This window comes from Pseudonocardia sp. TMWB2A (assembly GCF_017312135.1).
Window position 1 is genome coordinate 5,544,417 of record NZ_QKQY01000002.1, and the last position, 14,510, is coordinate 5,558,926.

The 14,510-nt window shown below is 74.7% G+C and carries 13 protein-coding genes; 2 read left to right on the plus strand and 11 right to left on the minus strand.

Translation table 11 applies throughout. From position 1 onward, the window contains the following. Together DMP17_RS40570 and DMP17_RS40575 are read right to left on the minus strand one after the other, a co-directional pair. Window positions 1–1,398, minus strand: a complete 1,398-nt coding sequence (locus DMP17_RS40570) for a phenylacetate--CoA ligase family protein (protein ID WP_337832330.1) — start codon at window positions 1,396–1,398, stop codon at window positions 1–3. Beyond that, the gene (locus tag DMP17_RS40575; RefSeq protein WP_337832331.1) at window positions 1,395–3,155 is read right to left on the minus strand and encodes a thiamine pyrophosphate-binding protein; all 1,761 of its coding nucleotides are present in this window, start codon (window positions 3,153–3,155) and stop codon (window positions 1,395–1,397) included. The genes DMP17_RS40570 and DMP17_RS40575 overlap by 4 nt, the downstream gene beginning before the upstream one ends. Window positions 3,156–3,269: 114 nt before the next feature. Here DMP17_RS40575 and DMP17_RS40580 point away from each other — a divergent pair, with 114 nt between their 5' ends. Both DMP17_RS40580 and DMP17_RS40585 read left to right on the plus strand, forming a co-directional pair. Further along, window positions 3,270–3,956 carry a GntR family transcriptional regulator gene (locus tag DMP17_RS40580; RefSeq protein ID WP_226367410.1) on the plus strand — a complete coding sequence of 229 codons (687 nt, stop codon included), beginning with the start codon at window positions 3,270–3,272 and terminating at the stop codon, window positions 3,954–3,956. 103 nt (window positions 3,957–4,059) lie between these two features. Beyond that, window positions 4,060–5,376: an MFS transporter gene (locus DMP17_RS40585; protein WP_337832332.1), complete on the plus strand. Its 1,317-nt coding sequence runs from the start codon at window positions 4,060–4,062 to the stop codon at window positions 5,374–5,376. 216 nt (window positions 5,377–5,592) lie between these two features. On the opposite strand, the gene DMP17_RS40590 is transcribed toward DMP17_RS40585, so the two are convergent. The 9 genes from DMP17_RS40590 to DMP17_RS40630 form a co-directional block, all read right to left on the minus strand. Continuing rightward, complete coding sequence (locus tag DMP17_RS40590) at window positions 5,593–6,675, minus strand: methionine synthase (RefSeq protein ID WP_443217995.1); 1,083 nt, start codon at window positions 6,673–6,675, stop codon at window positions 5,593–5,595. Between the two features lie 285 nt (window positions 6,676–6,960). Next, complete coding sequence (locus DMP17_RS40595; RefSeq protein WP_226350165.1) at window positions 6,961–7,407, minus strand: nitroreductase/quinone reductase family protein; 447 nt, start codon at window positions 7,405–7,407, stop codon at window positions 6,961–6,963. 101 nt (window positions 7,408–7,508) lie between these two features. After that, window positions 7,509–7,970, minus strand: a complete 462-nt coding sequence (locus tag DMP17_RS40600; protein ID WP_226350164.1) for a nitroreductase family deazaflavin-dependent oxidoreductase — start codon at window positions 7,968–7,970, stop codon at window positions 7,509–7,511. A 202-nt stretch (window positions 7,971–8,172) separates the two neighbouring features. Further along, on the minus strand, window positions 8,173–9,255 hold the full coding sequence (gene mnmA, locus DMP17_RS40605; RefSeq protein WP_226350163.1) for a tRNA 2-thiouridine(34) synthase MnmA: 1,083 nt from the start codon (window positions 9,253–9,255) through the stop codon (window positions 8,173–8,175). Window positions 9,256–9,258: 3 nt separating this feature from the next. Further along, on the minus strand, window positions 9,259–10,467 hold the full coding sequence (locus DMP17_RS40610; RefSeq protein ID WP_337832333.1) for a cysteine desulfurase family protein: 1,209 nt from the start codon (window positions 10,465–10,467) through the stop codon (window positions 9,259–9,261). A 67-nt stretch (window positions 10,468–10,534) separates the two neighbouring features. Continuing rightward, a complete protein-coding gene (locus DMP17_RS40615) occupies window positions 10,535–11,635 on the minus strand; it encodes a lysophospholipid acyltransferase family protein (protein ID WP_337832334.1) in 1,101 nt (366 codons plus the stop codon). Then, window positions 11,632–12,399: a GNAT family N-acetyltransferase gene (locus tag DMP17_RS40620; protein WP_337832800.1), complete on the minus strand. Its 768-nt coding sequence runs from the start codon at window positions 12,397–12,399 to the stop codon at window positions 11,632–11,634. The genes DMP17_RS40615 and DMP17_RS40620 overlap by 4 nt, the downstream gene beginning before the upstream one ends. Window positions 12,400–12,594: 195 nt before the next feature. Next, window positions 12,595–13,542, minus strand: coding sequence for an electron transfer flavoprotein subunit alpha/FixB family protein (locus DMP17_RS40625; protein ID WP_226350160.1), 948 nt, complete (start codon window positions 13,540–13,542; stop codon window positions 12,595–12,597). A gap of 45 nt (window positions 13,543–13,587) precedes the next feature. Beyond that, window positions 13,588–14,373 carry an electron transfer flavoprotein subunit beta/FixA family protein gene (locus tag DMP17_RS40630; protein ID WP_226350159.1) on the minus strand — a complete coding sequence of 262 codons (786 nt, stop codon included), beginning with the start codon at window positions 14,371–14,373 and terminating at the stop codon, window positions 13,588–13,590. Between the last annotated feature and the right edge of the window lie 137 nt (window positions 14,374–14,510).

Below are 14,510 nucleotides of genomic sequence, written 5' to 3' on the forward strand. Positions count from 1 at the left end.
TCAGGGACGCTTGGTGTGCTCGCGCTCGTCGATGACGCGGCGGGCCTTGTGCTCGCTGCGCTCGTAGGTGTCGGGCGCGACGACCTCGACCCCCACCCGCAGCCCGACGACGCGGTGCAGCCCGCTCCCGGCGGCGCTCTCGAAGCGCTCGGCGTGCTCGGGCGCGCACTCCGCCTTGACGACGATCTCGTCCATCGAGCCGGTGCGGGTGACGTGCACGCGGTGCTCGCCGCCGTAGCCCTCGATCTCGCGCAGGACGTTGTCGATCTCGGTGGGGTACACGTTCTCGCCGCGGATGTGGATCATGTCGTCGATCCGGCCGTAGACTCCGGCGGGCAGCCGCGGGTAGGTGCGCCCGCAGCCGTTGGTGCCCATCTCCCAGCGGGTCAGGTCGTTGGACGCGAGCCGGATCATCGGCTGCGAGGTGCGCTCCAGGTGCGTGTAGACCGGGGTGCCCTCGTCGCCGTAGGGGACGGTGCGGAAGGTGGCCGGGTCGCAGACCTCGTGCCAGACGATGTCCTGCCACAGCAGCATCCCGTCCGGGCTGCCCTGCGTGGCCGACGCCGACATGAACGGCGTCATCTCCGCCATCGTGCCGCAGTCGACGACCCGGGCCCCGAAGGCGTCCTCGATCGCCTTGCGGACCGTCGGGACCGAGGCGCCGGGCTCGCCGGAGAAGAACATGACGTCGATGCCGAACTCGCGCGGGTCGACCTTCTCCTGCTCGGCGACCTCGGCGAGGCGCAGCGCGTAGGACGGCGTCGAGTAGAACGCCTTCGGCGTCGTGCGGGCCAGCCACTGCACGGCCCGGGCGGTCATCCCGGAGGCACCGGCGCCGTAGGGGAACACCTTGCAGCGCAGGCGTTCCGCTCCGGACATGGCGCCCCAGGAGCCGAGGTAGAGCGAGAACAGGGCGGAGACGAACACGGTGTCGCCGGGACGCACGCCCATCCCCCACAGGATGCGGGCGTGGTTGTCGGCGATGACCTCCCAGTCCCGGCGGCCCATCGCGAACGCGGTCGGGGTGCCGGTGGTGCCCGAGGTGCCGTGGATGTGGTGCAGCTCGGCGTCGTCGACGCAGACGTAGTCACCGAACGGCGGGGCGTTCTCCTGGGAGGCGCGCAGCTCCTGCTTGGTGACGACCGGGACCTGCTCGAACGCCTCCCAGGTGGTGACGTCACGGACGTCGAGCCCGGCCTCGTCGTACTTGCGCCGGTAGAACGGTGAGCTGTCGTAGGCGTAGCGCAGGACCTCCTGCAGCCGGACCAGCACTGCGGCGTCGCGCTCGGCGGGGTCCATCGTCTCCCGGTGCGGGAACCAGTACGGGCTGTCCGGGTCCGGCAGGTAGCTCTGGTCGTAGCCTGCCGGGAAGTGCCACTCCTCCATCTGCGGGCTCATGCCTTCCTCCGCTCGATCTCGGCGTCGTTCCAGGGGGTGAGGGCCTGGTAGTCCGGCACCCAGCCCAGGCCCTTGCCCGCGTCGGGTGACGGTGCGTCGCGGCTGGTCACGACGTCGATCACGGCCGGAGCGTTGGCCAGGGCCCGCTTGAGCGCGTCGGCCATCTGCCCGGGCTCGGTGACCCGCTCGCCGTGCGCGCCGAGTCCCTCGGCCAGCCGGGCGTAGTCGTTGTGCTCCAGCTCGGTGCCGACGACGAGGCCGTAGTTCTCGGCCTGGTCGTAGCGCTCGATGTTCCAGGCGGCGTTGTTCGAGACGATCACGACGATCGGCGCACCGTGCCGGACGGCGGTGTTGACCTCCATCGCGTTGATGCCGAACGCGCCGTCACCGGTCACCGTGATCGCCGGGCGGTCCGGGTTCGCGAGCGCCGAGGCGATCGCGAACGGCACGCCGACCCCGAGGCAGCCGAACGCGCCGGCGTCGAGGTAGCGGGCCTGCGGCGGGACACCGAGCCGGGCGAAGGACAGCAGGTCCCCGCCGTCGGCGACGACGGTGGCGCCGTCGAGGTCGAGGTCGTGCAGCGCGGCGAAGATGTGGTTCGGGTGCATCAGGCCGTCGCCGCCGGGCGGGGTGGCCGCCAGCTTCTCCCGGTACCCGGAGGAGCGTTCCAGGTGCGCCGCGCGCAGGCCGTCGCGCCAGGTCCCGTCGCCGGCCGCGGTGCCGGCGAGCTCGTCCAGGGTGGACGCGACGTCGGCCAGGATCTCGACCTCGCCGCGGCGGTTGTCGAACAGCTCGCTCGCGGTGTCGGAGATCCGTACCCAGCGCGCGTCGGGGAACGCGGCGGGCGAGCCGAAGCCCAGCTGGTAGTCGAGCTGTCGCCCGACGGTGACCACCAGGTCCGCCTCGCGCATCGCCCGGCTCCGCATCGCCCCCACGACCGCGGGGTGGTCCTGCGGGACGAGCCCGCGGCCCTCCTGGGTGTCGAGGTAGGCGGCGCCGGAGGCGTCGAGGAAGCGCAGCAGCGCCTCCTGGGCGGTGCGGGCGCCGCGGCCGGTGATCACCAGCGGGCGCTGCGCGGCGTTCACCAGCTCGGTGACGGCCATGACGTCGGCCGGGTGCGGCAGCGCGCGGCGGCGCACCGGGGCGCGCAGGTGCTCGTCGAGCACGACCGCGGGCGGCACGGTCTCGCGCAGGACGTCGGTGGGGATCTCCAGGTAGACCGGCCCGGGCTCGCCCGCGTCGCCGAGGGCGCGGGACCAGCCCTCGTCGCACTCGCGGAGCACCTCGTCGGCGACCCGCAGCGTGCGGCTCTGCCGGGTGACCGGCGCGAGGATCGCGGTGTGCGCGATGTCCTGCAACGGGTGCTTGTTGGCCTGCGGCCGCGGCGGGCAGCCCCCGATGAGGATCAGCGGGATCCGCGAGACCGAGGCGTTGGCGACCGCGGTGACGGTGTTGGTCACGCCCGGCCCCGCGGTGGCCAGCGCGATCCCCATCTCGCCGGTCAGCTCGGAGTGGGCGTGGGCCATGTGCACGGCCGCGGCCTCGTCGCGGACGTCGACGATGGCGACGCCGAGGCGGGCCAGCTGGTCCCAGATCGGCTGGATGTGCCCGCCCTGCAGACCGAACACGCGGCGGACCCCGCGCTCGTACAGGAACCGGGCCACCAGTGCGGCGGCGGTGCGCGCCTCTTCGGGCGCAGGGTGCTCGGGCATCGAGCGGGCCTCCTCGGGCGACGACGGCCGGGTGACGTACGCCACCGACTGTGGGCATACTGAATTCAGAAGTCAACCGGAAGGACTGGTGAATCAGCCGCTGGGTAAGCTCGATCCGTTGTCCCACGGGACATCTCACGGCGCGAAAGGACCGGCCCGATGACCGCCCTCCCGGCCCCGCCCTCGCGGGTGCAGCAGGTCTACGACGCGATCGTCGACGACATCTGCACCGGCAAGCTGACGCCGGGGACCCCGCTGCGCCAGGAGCAGCTGGCCGAGCGCTTCTCGGTGTCGCGCCAGCCCGTGCAGCAGGCCCTGCTGCTGCTGCGCAACCAGGGCATGCTCCGCGACTTCGGCCGGCGCGGCCTCGAGGTCGCACCGGTCGACGCCGACTTCGTCCGCCACCTCTACGGACTGCGCGCGGTGCTCGACGGCTACGCCGCCCGCAGCGCGGCCGGGCGACTGACGGCGGACCAGGCGTCGTACGGGTTCTCGCTGGTCGCAGCCGGTCAGCGGGCCGAGACCGACAAGAACTACGCGGGCATGGTCGCCGCCGACATCGACTTCCACCGGTTCGTCACCGAGCACTCGGGCAACCCGCTGCTGGTCGAGAGCGCCGCGGTCATCTGGCGCAACGTGCAGCGCGTGATGGGCGAGCTGCTGTTCCGCGGGAGCGCGCCCCGCTGGGTCTGGGAGGACCACTCGGCGATCTTCGCCGCCGTCGTCGCCGGGGACGCCGACCGGGCCGAGGCACTGGCCCGCCGACACGCCGAACACGGCGAGCAGCTCATCCTGGAGGCGCTCGCGGCCGAGCACTCCGGGGACACCGACACCGCGGCCTCCTGAGCCCCGTGTGACCGCGAGCCGGTCCCGGCCCACGGTTGACTTCTGAATTCAGAATGTCGATGGTGGTCGCCGTCGAGAACCCTCAGCGCCGAGGAGACCGGTCATGGCCGCACGTTCCGACCCCGCCCGCACCCCCGAACGCACCGCCGACGACCGGGTCTACCGGAAGGTCGCGCTCCGGCTCGTCCCGCTGCTGTTCGTCTGCTACGCCGTGTCCTACCTGGACCGGGTCAACGTGGGCTTCGCACGCCTGCAGATGGACGACGAGCTCTGGTTCTCCGACGCCGTCTACGGCATCGGGGCCGGCGTGTTCTTCGTCGGCTACATCCTCTTCGAGGTGCCGAGCAACATCGTCCTGCACCGGGTCGGCGCCCGCCGCTGGATCGCCCGCATCATGGTCAGCTGGGGGCTGGTCTCCGGGATGATGGCGCTGGCGAGCTCCCCCGGCACGTTCTACCTGCTGCGGTTCCTGCTCGGCGTCGCCGAGGCGGGGTTCATCCCCGGGATCCTGCTGTACCTGACCTACTGGTTCCCGGCACACCGCCGCGGCCGGATCACCGCGCTGTTCCTGGCGGCCATCCCGGTCGCGACGATCGTCGGCGGACCGCTGTCCGGCTGGCTGATGCAGGTCTTCGACGGCGTCGGCGACCTGCGTGGCTGGCAGTGGATGTTCGTCGTCGAGGCGGTCCCGGCGGTGCTGCTCGGCCTGGTCGTGCTGCGCAGGCTCGACGACCGGGTGGCCGACGCGACCTGGCTGACCCCCGCCGAGCGCGACCTGGTGGCGGCCGCCGTCGCCGCCGACGAGGACGCCAAGCCCGGCGCGCACGCCTCGGTCCGCGACACCCTGCGCAGCCCGGTGGTGTGGCTGCTCGGCGGGATCTACTTCGCGGTGGCGCTGGGGATCTACACGATCAGCTTCTGGCTCCCGACGATCATCTCCCGCAGCGGTGTGGAGTCCACCCTGGCCGTCGGGCTGCTGTCCGCCGTGCCCTACCTGGTCGCGGTGGTGGCGATGGTCGCGGTCGCCACGCACGGCGACCGCACCGGCGAGCGACGGTGGCACACCGCGGTGCCGACCGTCGTCGGCGGGCTCGGGCTCGTCGCGGTCGGGCTGACCCAGTCGAGCACGGTGCTCGCCCTCGTCGCGCTGACGGTCGCCGCGGCGGCGATCTCCAGCGCACAGGCCGCGTTCTGGAGCCTGCCCGCCGCGCTGCTGTCCGGCGTCGGGGCGGCCGCCGGGATCGCCCTGGTGAACTCGATCGGCAACGTCGCCGGAGCCGTGAGCACCTCGCTGGTGGGACTCGTCTCCGACGCCACGGGGTCGACCGCGAGCAGCCTGTACCTGTTCGGCGGGGTGCTCGTCGCGGGTGGGCTGCTGGTGCTCGCGGTGCGCCCGGAGCAGGTGAACGGGCAGCGCTGACCGGCGCGGGTCCCTCCTCACCGCGCGGTGATCCGCCCGCCGTGCGGTGATCCGTCCGCCGCGCAGTGATCCGTCCGCCGCGCAGTGATCCGCCCGCCGCGCGCGTCCGGACACGCGCGCGGAGCGGATCAGCGCGCGCGGAGCGGATCAGCGCGCGCGGAGTGGATCAGCTGGCGGGGGTCGGTGCATCGCAGGGCGCGCAGCGCGTGCGAGGGGTCAGCGCTCGTCGGCGGGCGGGACCTCGTCGGGGTCGGCGAAGGCCTTCCCCAGCTCGCGGGACAGGGCGAGCGCGCGGTGCGCCCAGGCCGGGGTCGCCCCGGCGAGCCCGCAGGCGGGCGTCGGGACGGCGAGCCGGGCCAGGCGCGGCCGGTCGAAGCCCAGCCGGTCGGCGAGGTCGTAGCCGATGCGGGCGAGGTCGCCGATCGCCGGTTCGCGGCCCGGCGCGGTGCCGGGCAGCAGCCCGAGGAACAGCGGGACACCGCTGTCCCAGGTCTCACCGATCGCGTCGAGGGCGCGCGGCTCGGCGGTGGCCCCGGCGAACGCCGGCCGGGTGGCGTCGATCCCGACCGCGGCCGCACCGGTCCCGGCGAGCAGTCGGATCGGCGGGCGGTCCGCGCAGCAGTGCACGACGACCGGGGTGTCGATGCCGGCGATCAGGTCCCGGAGCAGGTCCTGGGCGTCCGGCGCGGCGATCGAGCGGACGGTGCCGTAGCCGGACGCGGTCGGCAGCGACCCGGCGAGCACGGCGGGCAGGCCGGGCTCGTCGAGCTGGACGACGACCGTCGCCCCGGTCCGCTGCGCCACCTCGGCGACGTGGGCGCGCAGCCCCTCGGTCAGGCTGGCGGCGAACTCGCGGACGGCGCCGCGGTCGGTGAGCACCCGGTGCCCGGCGGCGAGCTCGACCGAGGCGGCGAGCGTCCACGGGCCGGTGACCTGGACCTTCACCCAGGACGGGCGGATGCGGTCGCAGGCGTCGTCGAAGGCGTCCAGGTCGCCGGACATCAGGTCGCGGGCCCGGCGCAGGTCGCGCCCGGGGTGGGCGGTGACCCGCCAGCCGGTCGGCACGACCTCGACGGCGAGGTCCACGAGCAGCCCGGCCGTGCGGCCGACCATGTCCGCGCCGACACCGCGGGCGGGCAGCTCGGGCAGCGCCGGGAACTCCGGGTTCTCGCCGGTGACCAGCGCACACGCCTCGCGGACGTCGGTGCCGGGCAGCGAGCCGACGCCGGTGCCGACGCCCGCGGGCCACAGGGCGCGGGGCGCGGCGGGCTCGGCGGGGGCGTCGTCGACGACCTCGATGCGCGGCGGGGGCGGGAGGGTCTCGCCGGGACGCACGTCGCCGAGTCCGGCGGCGGCGAGCGCGGCGGCCAGCGGGTCGGTGGGGTCCGGGACGGTCACACCCCCAGTGTCCTCCGCCGTCCCGTCCGGGTGCGTGCGCCCCCGGTCCGGCGTCGGCGGGCATGATCGCCGGGAGTGGAGTGCGGCGGCGGGTGGGCTGCGCCCGGCGCTCCACTCCTGGTGATCACCGCAGGGCGGACACCGGTGGTGGGGTGCGGCGGCGAGCTCGGCATCGGATCCTGGCGGTCACCCCAGGGCGAACACCGGGTGGCGGGGTGCGGCGGCGGCGAGCTCGGCGTCGGTGGAGGCGGGACCGACGTCGTCGAACAGCATCCCGGCGGCCCGGCCGAGTCCGCGCAGGTAGGCGCGCAGTACGGGGACGGCCGCCGCGGCGTCGAGCTCGGTGGCGGACACCGGCTCCGCTCCCCCACGGCCGCGCAGCTCGGCGCTCCCGCCGGCCGCGCGCAGGTTGCGGACCCAGTCGGTCTCACCGCGCGGCGAGATGAGGTGGCGGGTCCCGTCGAGCAGGACCGGGGTCAGCGGGACGGTGCGGACCGTGCCGCTGCGCCGGCCGCGGACGGCGAGCACGGCCGTGTCACCCGGGGTGATGCCGCGCTGGGCCAGGGCCCCGACCAGCGGGTTGAGGACACGGCGCACCAGCAGGCCGGGTGCTCGGTAGTCACGGTCGCTCATGGCGACAGCCTCTCACCGATCACCGTGTCCTTCGCTCCGATGATCCCTCTCCCCGGAGCCCACGGCGCCCGCGAGGGCGCTCCCGGCTCCACGGAGAAGGATCATGCGGCCAGGATGAAGATCGGGTGGCGGTGGGCGACGGCGGCGATCTCGGCGTCGGACGAGGAGGCGTCGACCCCGTCGAAGAACGCCCCGACCTCCCAGGCCCAGCGACGCAGGTACTCCCGCAGCACCGGGACGACGGCGGCCGGCTCGGTCAGCTCGGTCGCGGCCACCCGCTCGGTGCGACGGCCGACGGTCAGCTCCGCCTCCCCCGCGACGCGGAGGTTGCGCACCCACTGGGTCTCGCCGCGCGCGGCGACGAGGTAGCGGGCTCCGTCGTGGCGCAGCGGGTTGACCGGCGTGGTGCGGACCTCGCCGGAGCGGCGGCCGCGGACGCCGAGCACCGCGGAGCCGGCGAGCGGGAGGCCGAGCCGGGTCAGCCCGGCGACCAGGGGGTTCATCACCCGGCGGGTGATGCGGCCGGGGGCGAGGTAGTGGATCTGAGAGCGCTGGTTCGTCATGAGAGCAGTGTTCACCGTTTGACGCACGAAAGCAAGAGCGGTGCTCTCGCTGGGGTTGGTGCGACAGGCCCGGGTTCACCGAGATGCAGGTCAGCGGGCTGGAACGGCTCCGCGCGGCCCGCTGGGGTGCATCTCGGCGCACGGGCGACGGCGGGCCCGGTCGGTCAGGCGCCACCGGCCGGACGCCGCCGGGCGACCTCGGTCAGGCCGTCCCGGTGATCGTCGCCGACCCCAGGACGACGTCGCCGTCGTCGTCGGGGCGGTAGAAGGCGACGGCCTGCCCCGGGGCGACACCGCGCAGCGGCTCGGACAGCTCCACCTGCACGGCGGAGTCGAGCGGGGTGACCGTGGCGGGTGCGGTGCCGCCGTGCGCGCGGACCTGCACGACGCAGCCGAACGGTGCGTCCGGCGCCGCGCCCGAGGTCCACACGGGGGTGCGCGCGGTGATCGCGGTGACGTCGAGCGCGGCCTCCGGGCCGACCCGCACGGTGCCGCTGACCGGCTCGATGCCGAGCACGTAGCGGGGGCGGCCGTCGGCGGCCGGCCGGTCGATCCCGAGGCCCTTGCGCTGCCCGACGGTGAAGCCGTGCACGCCGTCGTGGGTGCCGAGGGTCTCGCCGGAGGCGGCGTCGACGAGCGCGCCGGGGGTGGTGCCCAGGCGGTCGGCCAGGAAGCCGCGGGTGTCGCCCGTGGGGATGAAGCAGATGTCGTGGCTGTCGGGCTTCCCGGCGACGCGCAGCCCGAGCCGGGCGGCCTCGGCCCGGATCTCCGGCTTGGGGGTGTCGCCGACCGGGAACATCGCGTGCCGCAGCTGGTCGGCGCGCAGCACGGCCAGCACGTAGGACTGGTCCTTGCCCGCGTCGGCCGAGCGGCGCAGCACCGGCCCGGCCGGGTCGAGCCGGGCGTAGTGGCCGGTGCAGACGGCGTCGAAGCCGAGGGCGAGCGCCCGGTCCAGCACGGCCGCGAACTTGATCTTCTCGTTGCAGCGCAGGCAGGGGTTCGGGGTCTCCCCCGCGGCGTAGGCGGCGACGAAGTCGTCCACGACGTCGCGGGTGAACTCCTCGGACAGGTCCCAGACGTAGTACGGGATGCCGAGGACGTCCGCGGCGCGGGCGGCGTCGCCCGCGTCCTCCTTGGAGCAGCAGCCGCGCGACCCGGACCGCATCGCGTCGCGGGTGCGGGACAGCGCGAGGTGCACGCCGACGACGTCGTGCCCGGCGGCGACCGCCCGCGCGGCGGCCACCGCGGAGTCGACGCCGCCGCTCATCGCAGCGAGGACCCGCACGGCTCAGCTCGTGACCGACGCGGGGGTGCGACGGCTCGCGTTGCGGGCGCGCTCCACGACCGACCCGATGGCCCCGGCGACCGCGGCCACGTCGGCGGAGGTGCTGGTGTGCCCCAGGGAGAAGCGCAGCGACCCGCGGGCGGTGCACTCGTCGGCGCCCATCGCCAGCAGCACGTGGCTGGGCTGGGCGACGCCTGCGGTGCAGGCCGAGCCGGTGGAGCAGTCGATGCCGTTGGCGTCGAGCAGCATGAGCAGGCTGTCGCCCTCGCAGCCGGGGAACGACAGGTGCGCGTTGCCGGGCAGCCTGCCGGGACCGCCGTCGACCCGGGAGTCGGTGGTGTCGCCGTTCAGGACCGCGTCGGGCACCTCGGTGCGCACGACGCGGACCAGCTCGTCGCGCAGCCCGGCCAGGTGCACGCGGCGGCGCGGCGCGGCGGCCACCGACTCGACGACGGCCGTCGCCAGCCCGGCCAGCGAGGGCACGTCCAGGGTGCCGGAGCGGACGTCGCGCTCCTGGCCGCCGCCGTGCAGCAGCGGGGTGCAGGTGACCTCGCGGCCGAGCAGCAGCGCGCCCGCGCCGTAGGGGCCGCCGAGCTTGTGCCCGGTGAGGGTGAGGGCGTCGGCGCCGCTCGCGGCGAAGTCGACGTCGAGGATGCCGACGGCCTGCACGGCGTCGGTGTGGAACGGCACCCCGAACTCGTGGGCGACGGCGGCGAGCTCGCGCACCGGGTTGACGGTGCCGACCTCGTTGTTGGCCCACATGACCGAGACCAGGGCGTTCCCGTCCGGGTCCTCGGCGAGCGCGGCGCGCAGCGTCTCCGGGTGGACGCGGCCGGTCGCGTCGACCTCGAGCAGCCGCAGCCGGGCGCCCTCGTGGGTGGCCAGCCACTCCGCCGCGTCGACGACCGCGTGGTGCTCGACGGCCGAGACCAGCACCCGGGTGCGGCGCGGGTCCGCGGCCCGGCGGGCCCAGAACAGGCCCTTGACCGCGAGGTTGTCGCTCTCGGTGCCGCCGGTCGTGAACACGACCTCGGACGGGCGCGCGCCGACCGCCTCGGCGATCCGCTCGCGCCCCTCCTCGACCGCGCGCCGGGCGCGGCGGCCCGACGAGTGCAGCGACGACGCGTTGCCGGTGCGGCCGAGCGCGTCGCTCATGGCGGCGACGGCAGCGGGCAGCATCGGTGTGGTCGCCGCGTGGTCCAGGTACGTCATCGGCCTCCAGGGTAGACCCCGTCCTGACAGCGGTGCGTGCCGAACCCGTCGTGGACGACCGTCCGTCTCACACGGCCGTGGCGGTCGTGGCCGGGCGCGGGTGACGGACCCGGTCGCGGGCGCGGGCGGCCAGCGCGCGCCGGTCGCTGTGCGGGCCCGGCTCGACGAGTTCGCCCACGGTGACCTCGCAGACCAGGCCGGGCAGCCGCAGCACCCGGCCGACGGTGTCGCCGAGGGTCTGCTCGCCGACGAACGCGGCGGCCGTCGTCGGCCGCCCGTCCGGGGTGGTGATCGCGACGGTGACCGGCCGGACCGGGGCGCCCGCGTCGATCGCGGCCTGGAACGGTGCGCGCCGGTAGTCCCCGGAGATCGCGCCGCACCACGTCGTCGCCTCGGGGAAGACACCGACCAGCGTGCCGTCCCGCAGCGCGTCGGCGCAGGTGGCGACGGTGCCGGGCAGCCGGGACAGGCCCTCGCGGTGCACGAACAGGGTGCCGATGCGGGCGGCGAGCGCGCCGATCAGCGGCCAGTCCCGGACCTCCCGCTTGGCGAGCATGGTGACCGGTCCGATCGCACCGAGCGCCGGGATGTCGATCCACGACGTGTGGTCGGCCACGACCAGCGCGCCCCGCCCGTCCGTGGGCGCGAGCGGCCCGCCGCGCACGACGAGCCGGACCCCGGCGGCGCGGAGCACCGCGCGGTGCAACGCCCGCAGGACCGGGTCCAGCACGCGGGCGCCGAGCAGCGCGGCGGCCGGGACGACGGTCACGGCCACCGCCAGCACCGAGAGCAGTGCCGCGGTACGGCGGGCCAGGCGCAGCGTGCCGGTCGTCGCACGCGGGGGCAGGCACTCCTGCGGGGTGCACGGCGACCAGGCCGCCCACGGCCCGCCGGGACGCCGCGACGCGGGCGGTGCCGGCGGGTGCGTGGGGTGGTCGACGAGCGGGTGCACCGGGGTCCGCAGGGCGGCGCGGGCCGGGTGGTGCACGGCACCACGGGGGTCCCCCGTCGCCGGGACCACCGGGGCAGCCGGGGCAGCCGGCGGAGCGGACGACAGCACCGCGGCCCCGGCGGACGGGACGGCGGAGGCACGGCCGCGCGGACGGAACCGGCGGCGCGGGCGGAGGGGCGCGCCGGCGTCGCCCTCCGGCCCGGCGGCGAGGGTCATGCGCCCGTCACCCCGGCGGCGTCCTCGCCCAGGAAGAAGCGCAGGTAGCGCTGGTCGATGTGGTCCATCCCCAGCAGCACCGGGAAGTCCGCGACGCCGAAGTCCGGGTCGTGCGCGGGCGGCCCGCACACCCAGGTGTTCAGGCGCAGGTAGCCGCGCAGCAGCGGCGGGATGCCGCCGCCCCGGCCCGCGGGCGCGCCGGTCGGGTCCCAGGGGCGGTGCGGGACGGTGCGGTACTCCTCGGGCGCGAGGTGCTTCGCGCGGACCCGGTCCCAGACCGCGGCGGCCTGGGTGCCGCCGTCGGCGAGGGAGACGCTGGCGCAGCCGATCAGCCAGCGGTGCCCGATGAGCAGCATGTAGCGGGCGAGCCCGGCCCACACCAGCCCGACGACGGCGCCGCCGCGGTGGTCGGGGTGCACGCAGGAGCGCCCGGTCTCGACGATCCCGGGGCGCAGCGGGTCGAGGTTGGTGAGGTCGAACTCGCCGTCGGCGTAGAGGCCGCCCGCGGCGCGCGCCCGCTGCGGCGGGAGCATCCGGTAGGTGCCGACGATCTCGCCGGTGGCGTCCTCGCGGACCACGAGGTGGTCGCAGTGGGCGTCGAAGCGGTCGACGTCGCGGCCGGGGACGGGGCTGTCGAGCCGGGCGCCCAGCTCACCCGCGAACACCCGGTGCCGCAGCGCCTGCGCCGCGGCGACGTCGCCGTCGTCGGTCGTGAGGAGCAGGGAGTACCGCCGGGCCGCGGTCTCCGGGGTCGAGACGATCACCTGGTTCACACCCGGCTTGGTACCGGCCGGGTGCGACACCCGGACGGTTCCGCGACGACACGTCGGTGGCATCGGGGTGAACGGACCCGGACAGGTGTCGTCGCAGGCAGGAGCGGGTGAACAGGCCCCGCACACACGTCGACGCCCGGGTGCACGCAGCACCCGGGCGTCGACGCGGTGGAGGACCGGAAGGGGTCAGCCCTTGCGCTTGGCCACTTCCTCCTGCAGCTGCGGCGCGACCTTGAACAGGTCGCCGACGATGCCGAAGTCGGCGATCTCGAAGATCGGCGCCTCCTCGTCCTTGTTCACCGCGACGATCGTCTTCGACGTCTGCATGCCGGCGCGGTGCTGGATCGCGCCGGAGATGCCGAGGGCGATGTAGAGCTGCGGCGAGACCGACTTACCGGTCTGGCCGACCTGGAACTGTGGCGGGTAGTAGCCGGAGTCGACCGCGGCACGCGAGGCACCGACGGCGGCACCGAGGGAGTCCGCCAGGCCCTCGACGACGGTGAAGTCGTCGGCCGAGCCCACGCCGCGCCCACCGGAGACGATCACGGTCGCCTCGGTCAGCTCCGGACGGGACCCGCCCTGGATCGGCTCGCGGCCGGTCACGGTCGCGGCACGCCCGGACGGGGCCGGGACCTCGACGCTCTCGCGGGCACCCGCACCGGCGGCCGCCTCGATCTCGATCGAGCCCGGGCGCACGGTGATGACCGGGTGCTCGGTGTTCGACTTGGCCTCGGCGGTGTAGGCACCACCGAAGATCGAGTGCGACACACCGTCCGCCGAGACGCCGACGACGTCGGACAGCAGCCCGGAGTTCGTCCGGACGGCGAGCCGACCGGCGACCTCCTTGCCGTTGCCGGTGGCCGCGAGCAGCACCGCGGCCGGGGACGCCGACCCGATGAGCGACTCCAGGACCGTCGTCTCCGGGGAGAGGAAGTCGGTGGAGTCGGTCTCGGCGACGTAGATCTTCTCGGCGCCGTGCTCGGTCAGACCGTCGGCCAGCTTGTCCGCGGTGCCTGCGGCACCGACGACGACCGCCGACGGCTCGCCCAGCGCGCGGGCGGCGGTCAGCAGCTCGTAGGTGGTCTTCTTGATGTCACCGTCGACATGGTCGACGAGGACCAGAACCTCAGCCATGATTCTCTATCTCCAAACGAAGAGGGAAGCCAGGAAGAACCGGGGTCAGATCAGCTTCTGGCCGACCAGGAACTCGGCGATCTTCGCGCCGCCGTCGCCCTCGTCGGTGACCTTCTCGCCGGCCTGCTTCGGCGGCTTCGGCGAGGCGGAGACGACCGTGGTCAGGGCGTTCGCCAGACCGACCTCGGAGGCGTCGATCCCGGCGCCGGCCAGGTCGAGGGTCTCCACCGGCTTCTTCTTCGCCGCCATGATCCCCTTGAACGAGGGGTAGCGCGGCTCGTTGGACTTCTCCCCGATCGACACCACGACCGGCAGCTCCGCGGTCAGGTGGGTGACGCCCTCGTCGGTCTCCCGCTTGGCCTTCACCGTGGTGCCCTCGACCGAGAGCTCGTTGGCGTGGGTCAGCGACGGCACACCGAGCAGCTCGGCGATCATCGCCGGGACCGCACCGATCTGGCCGTCGGACGCCGAGTTGCCCGCGATGACCATGTCCCAGCCGTCGACGGTGCCGATCAGCTTGGTCAGCGCCTTCGCGGTCTGCACCGCGCACGAGCCGTGGATGGCCTCGTCGGACAGGTGCACCGCGGAGTCCGCGCCCATCGACAGCGCCTTGCGGATCGCGTCGGTGGCCCGGTCCGGGCCCATGCTCACGACGACGACCTCGGAGCCGTCGTGAGCCTCCTTCAGCAGCAGAGCCTGCTCCACCGCGCGCTCGTTGATCTCGTCGATCACCGCCTCGGCACCCTCACGGTCGAGGGTGTGGTCGGAGTCGGACAGCTTCCGCTCCGAGTAGGTGTCGGCCACCTGCTTCACCAGGGTCACGATCTTCATAGGACCTCTTCGACCTCCTGCCGCGGCGGCCTGCGCCCACGCGCACACCGCGTCGTCCTTCGTCGCGTCCCGGTCCCGGTCGTCCCGGGTCCGGACCGTCTCGCGTCACCGTGACGGTGCTGCGCCGCGCGCTCTCG

What these genes read in the sequence shown, in the direction of transcription:
- DMP17_RS40625 (WP_226350160.1), bottom strand. Translation starts at nt 13,542, where the DNA reads ATGGCTGAGGTTCTGGTCCTCGTCGACCATGTCGACGGTGACATCAAG.
- DMP17_RS40585 (WP_337832332.1), top strand. Translation starts at nt 4,060, where the DNA reads ATGGCCGCACGTTCCGACCCCGCCCGCACCCCCGAACGCACCGCCGAC.
- DMP17_RS40600 (WP_226350164.1), bottom strand. Translation starts at nt 7,970, where the DNA reads ATGACGAACCAGCGCTCTCAGATCCACTACCTCGCCCCCGGCCGCATC.
- DMP17_RS40610 (WP_337832333.1), bottom strand. Translation starts at nt 10,467, where the DNA reads ATGACGTACCTGGACCACGCGGCGACCACACCGATGCTGCCCGCTGCC.
- DMP17_RS40580 (WP_226367410.1), top strand. Translation starts at nt 3,270, where the DNA reads ATGACCGCCCTCCCGGCCCCGCCCTCGCGGGTGCAGCAGGTCTACGAC.
- DMP17_RS40615 (WP_337832334.1), bottom strand. Translation starts at nt 11,635, where the DNA reads ATGACCCTCGCCGCCGGGCCGGAGGGCGACGCCGGCGCGCCCCTCCGC.
- DMP17_RS40630 (WP_226350159.1), bottom strand. Translation starts at nt 14,373, where the DNA reads ATGAAGATCGTGACCCTGGTGAAGCAGGTGGCCGACACCTACTCGGAG.
- DMP17_RS40595 (WP_226350165.1), bottom strand. Translation starts at nt 7,407, where the DNA reads ATGAGCGACCGTGACTACCGAGCACCCGGCCTGCTGGTGCGCCGTGTC.
- DMP17_RS40570 (WP_337832330.1), bottom strand. Translation starts at nt 1,398, where the DNA reads ATGAGCCCGCAGATGGAGGAGTGGCACTTCCCGGCAGGCTACGACCAG.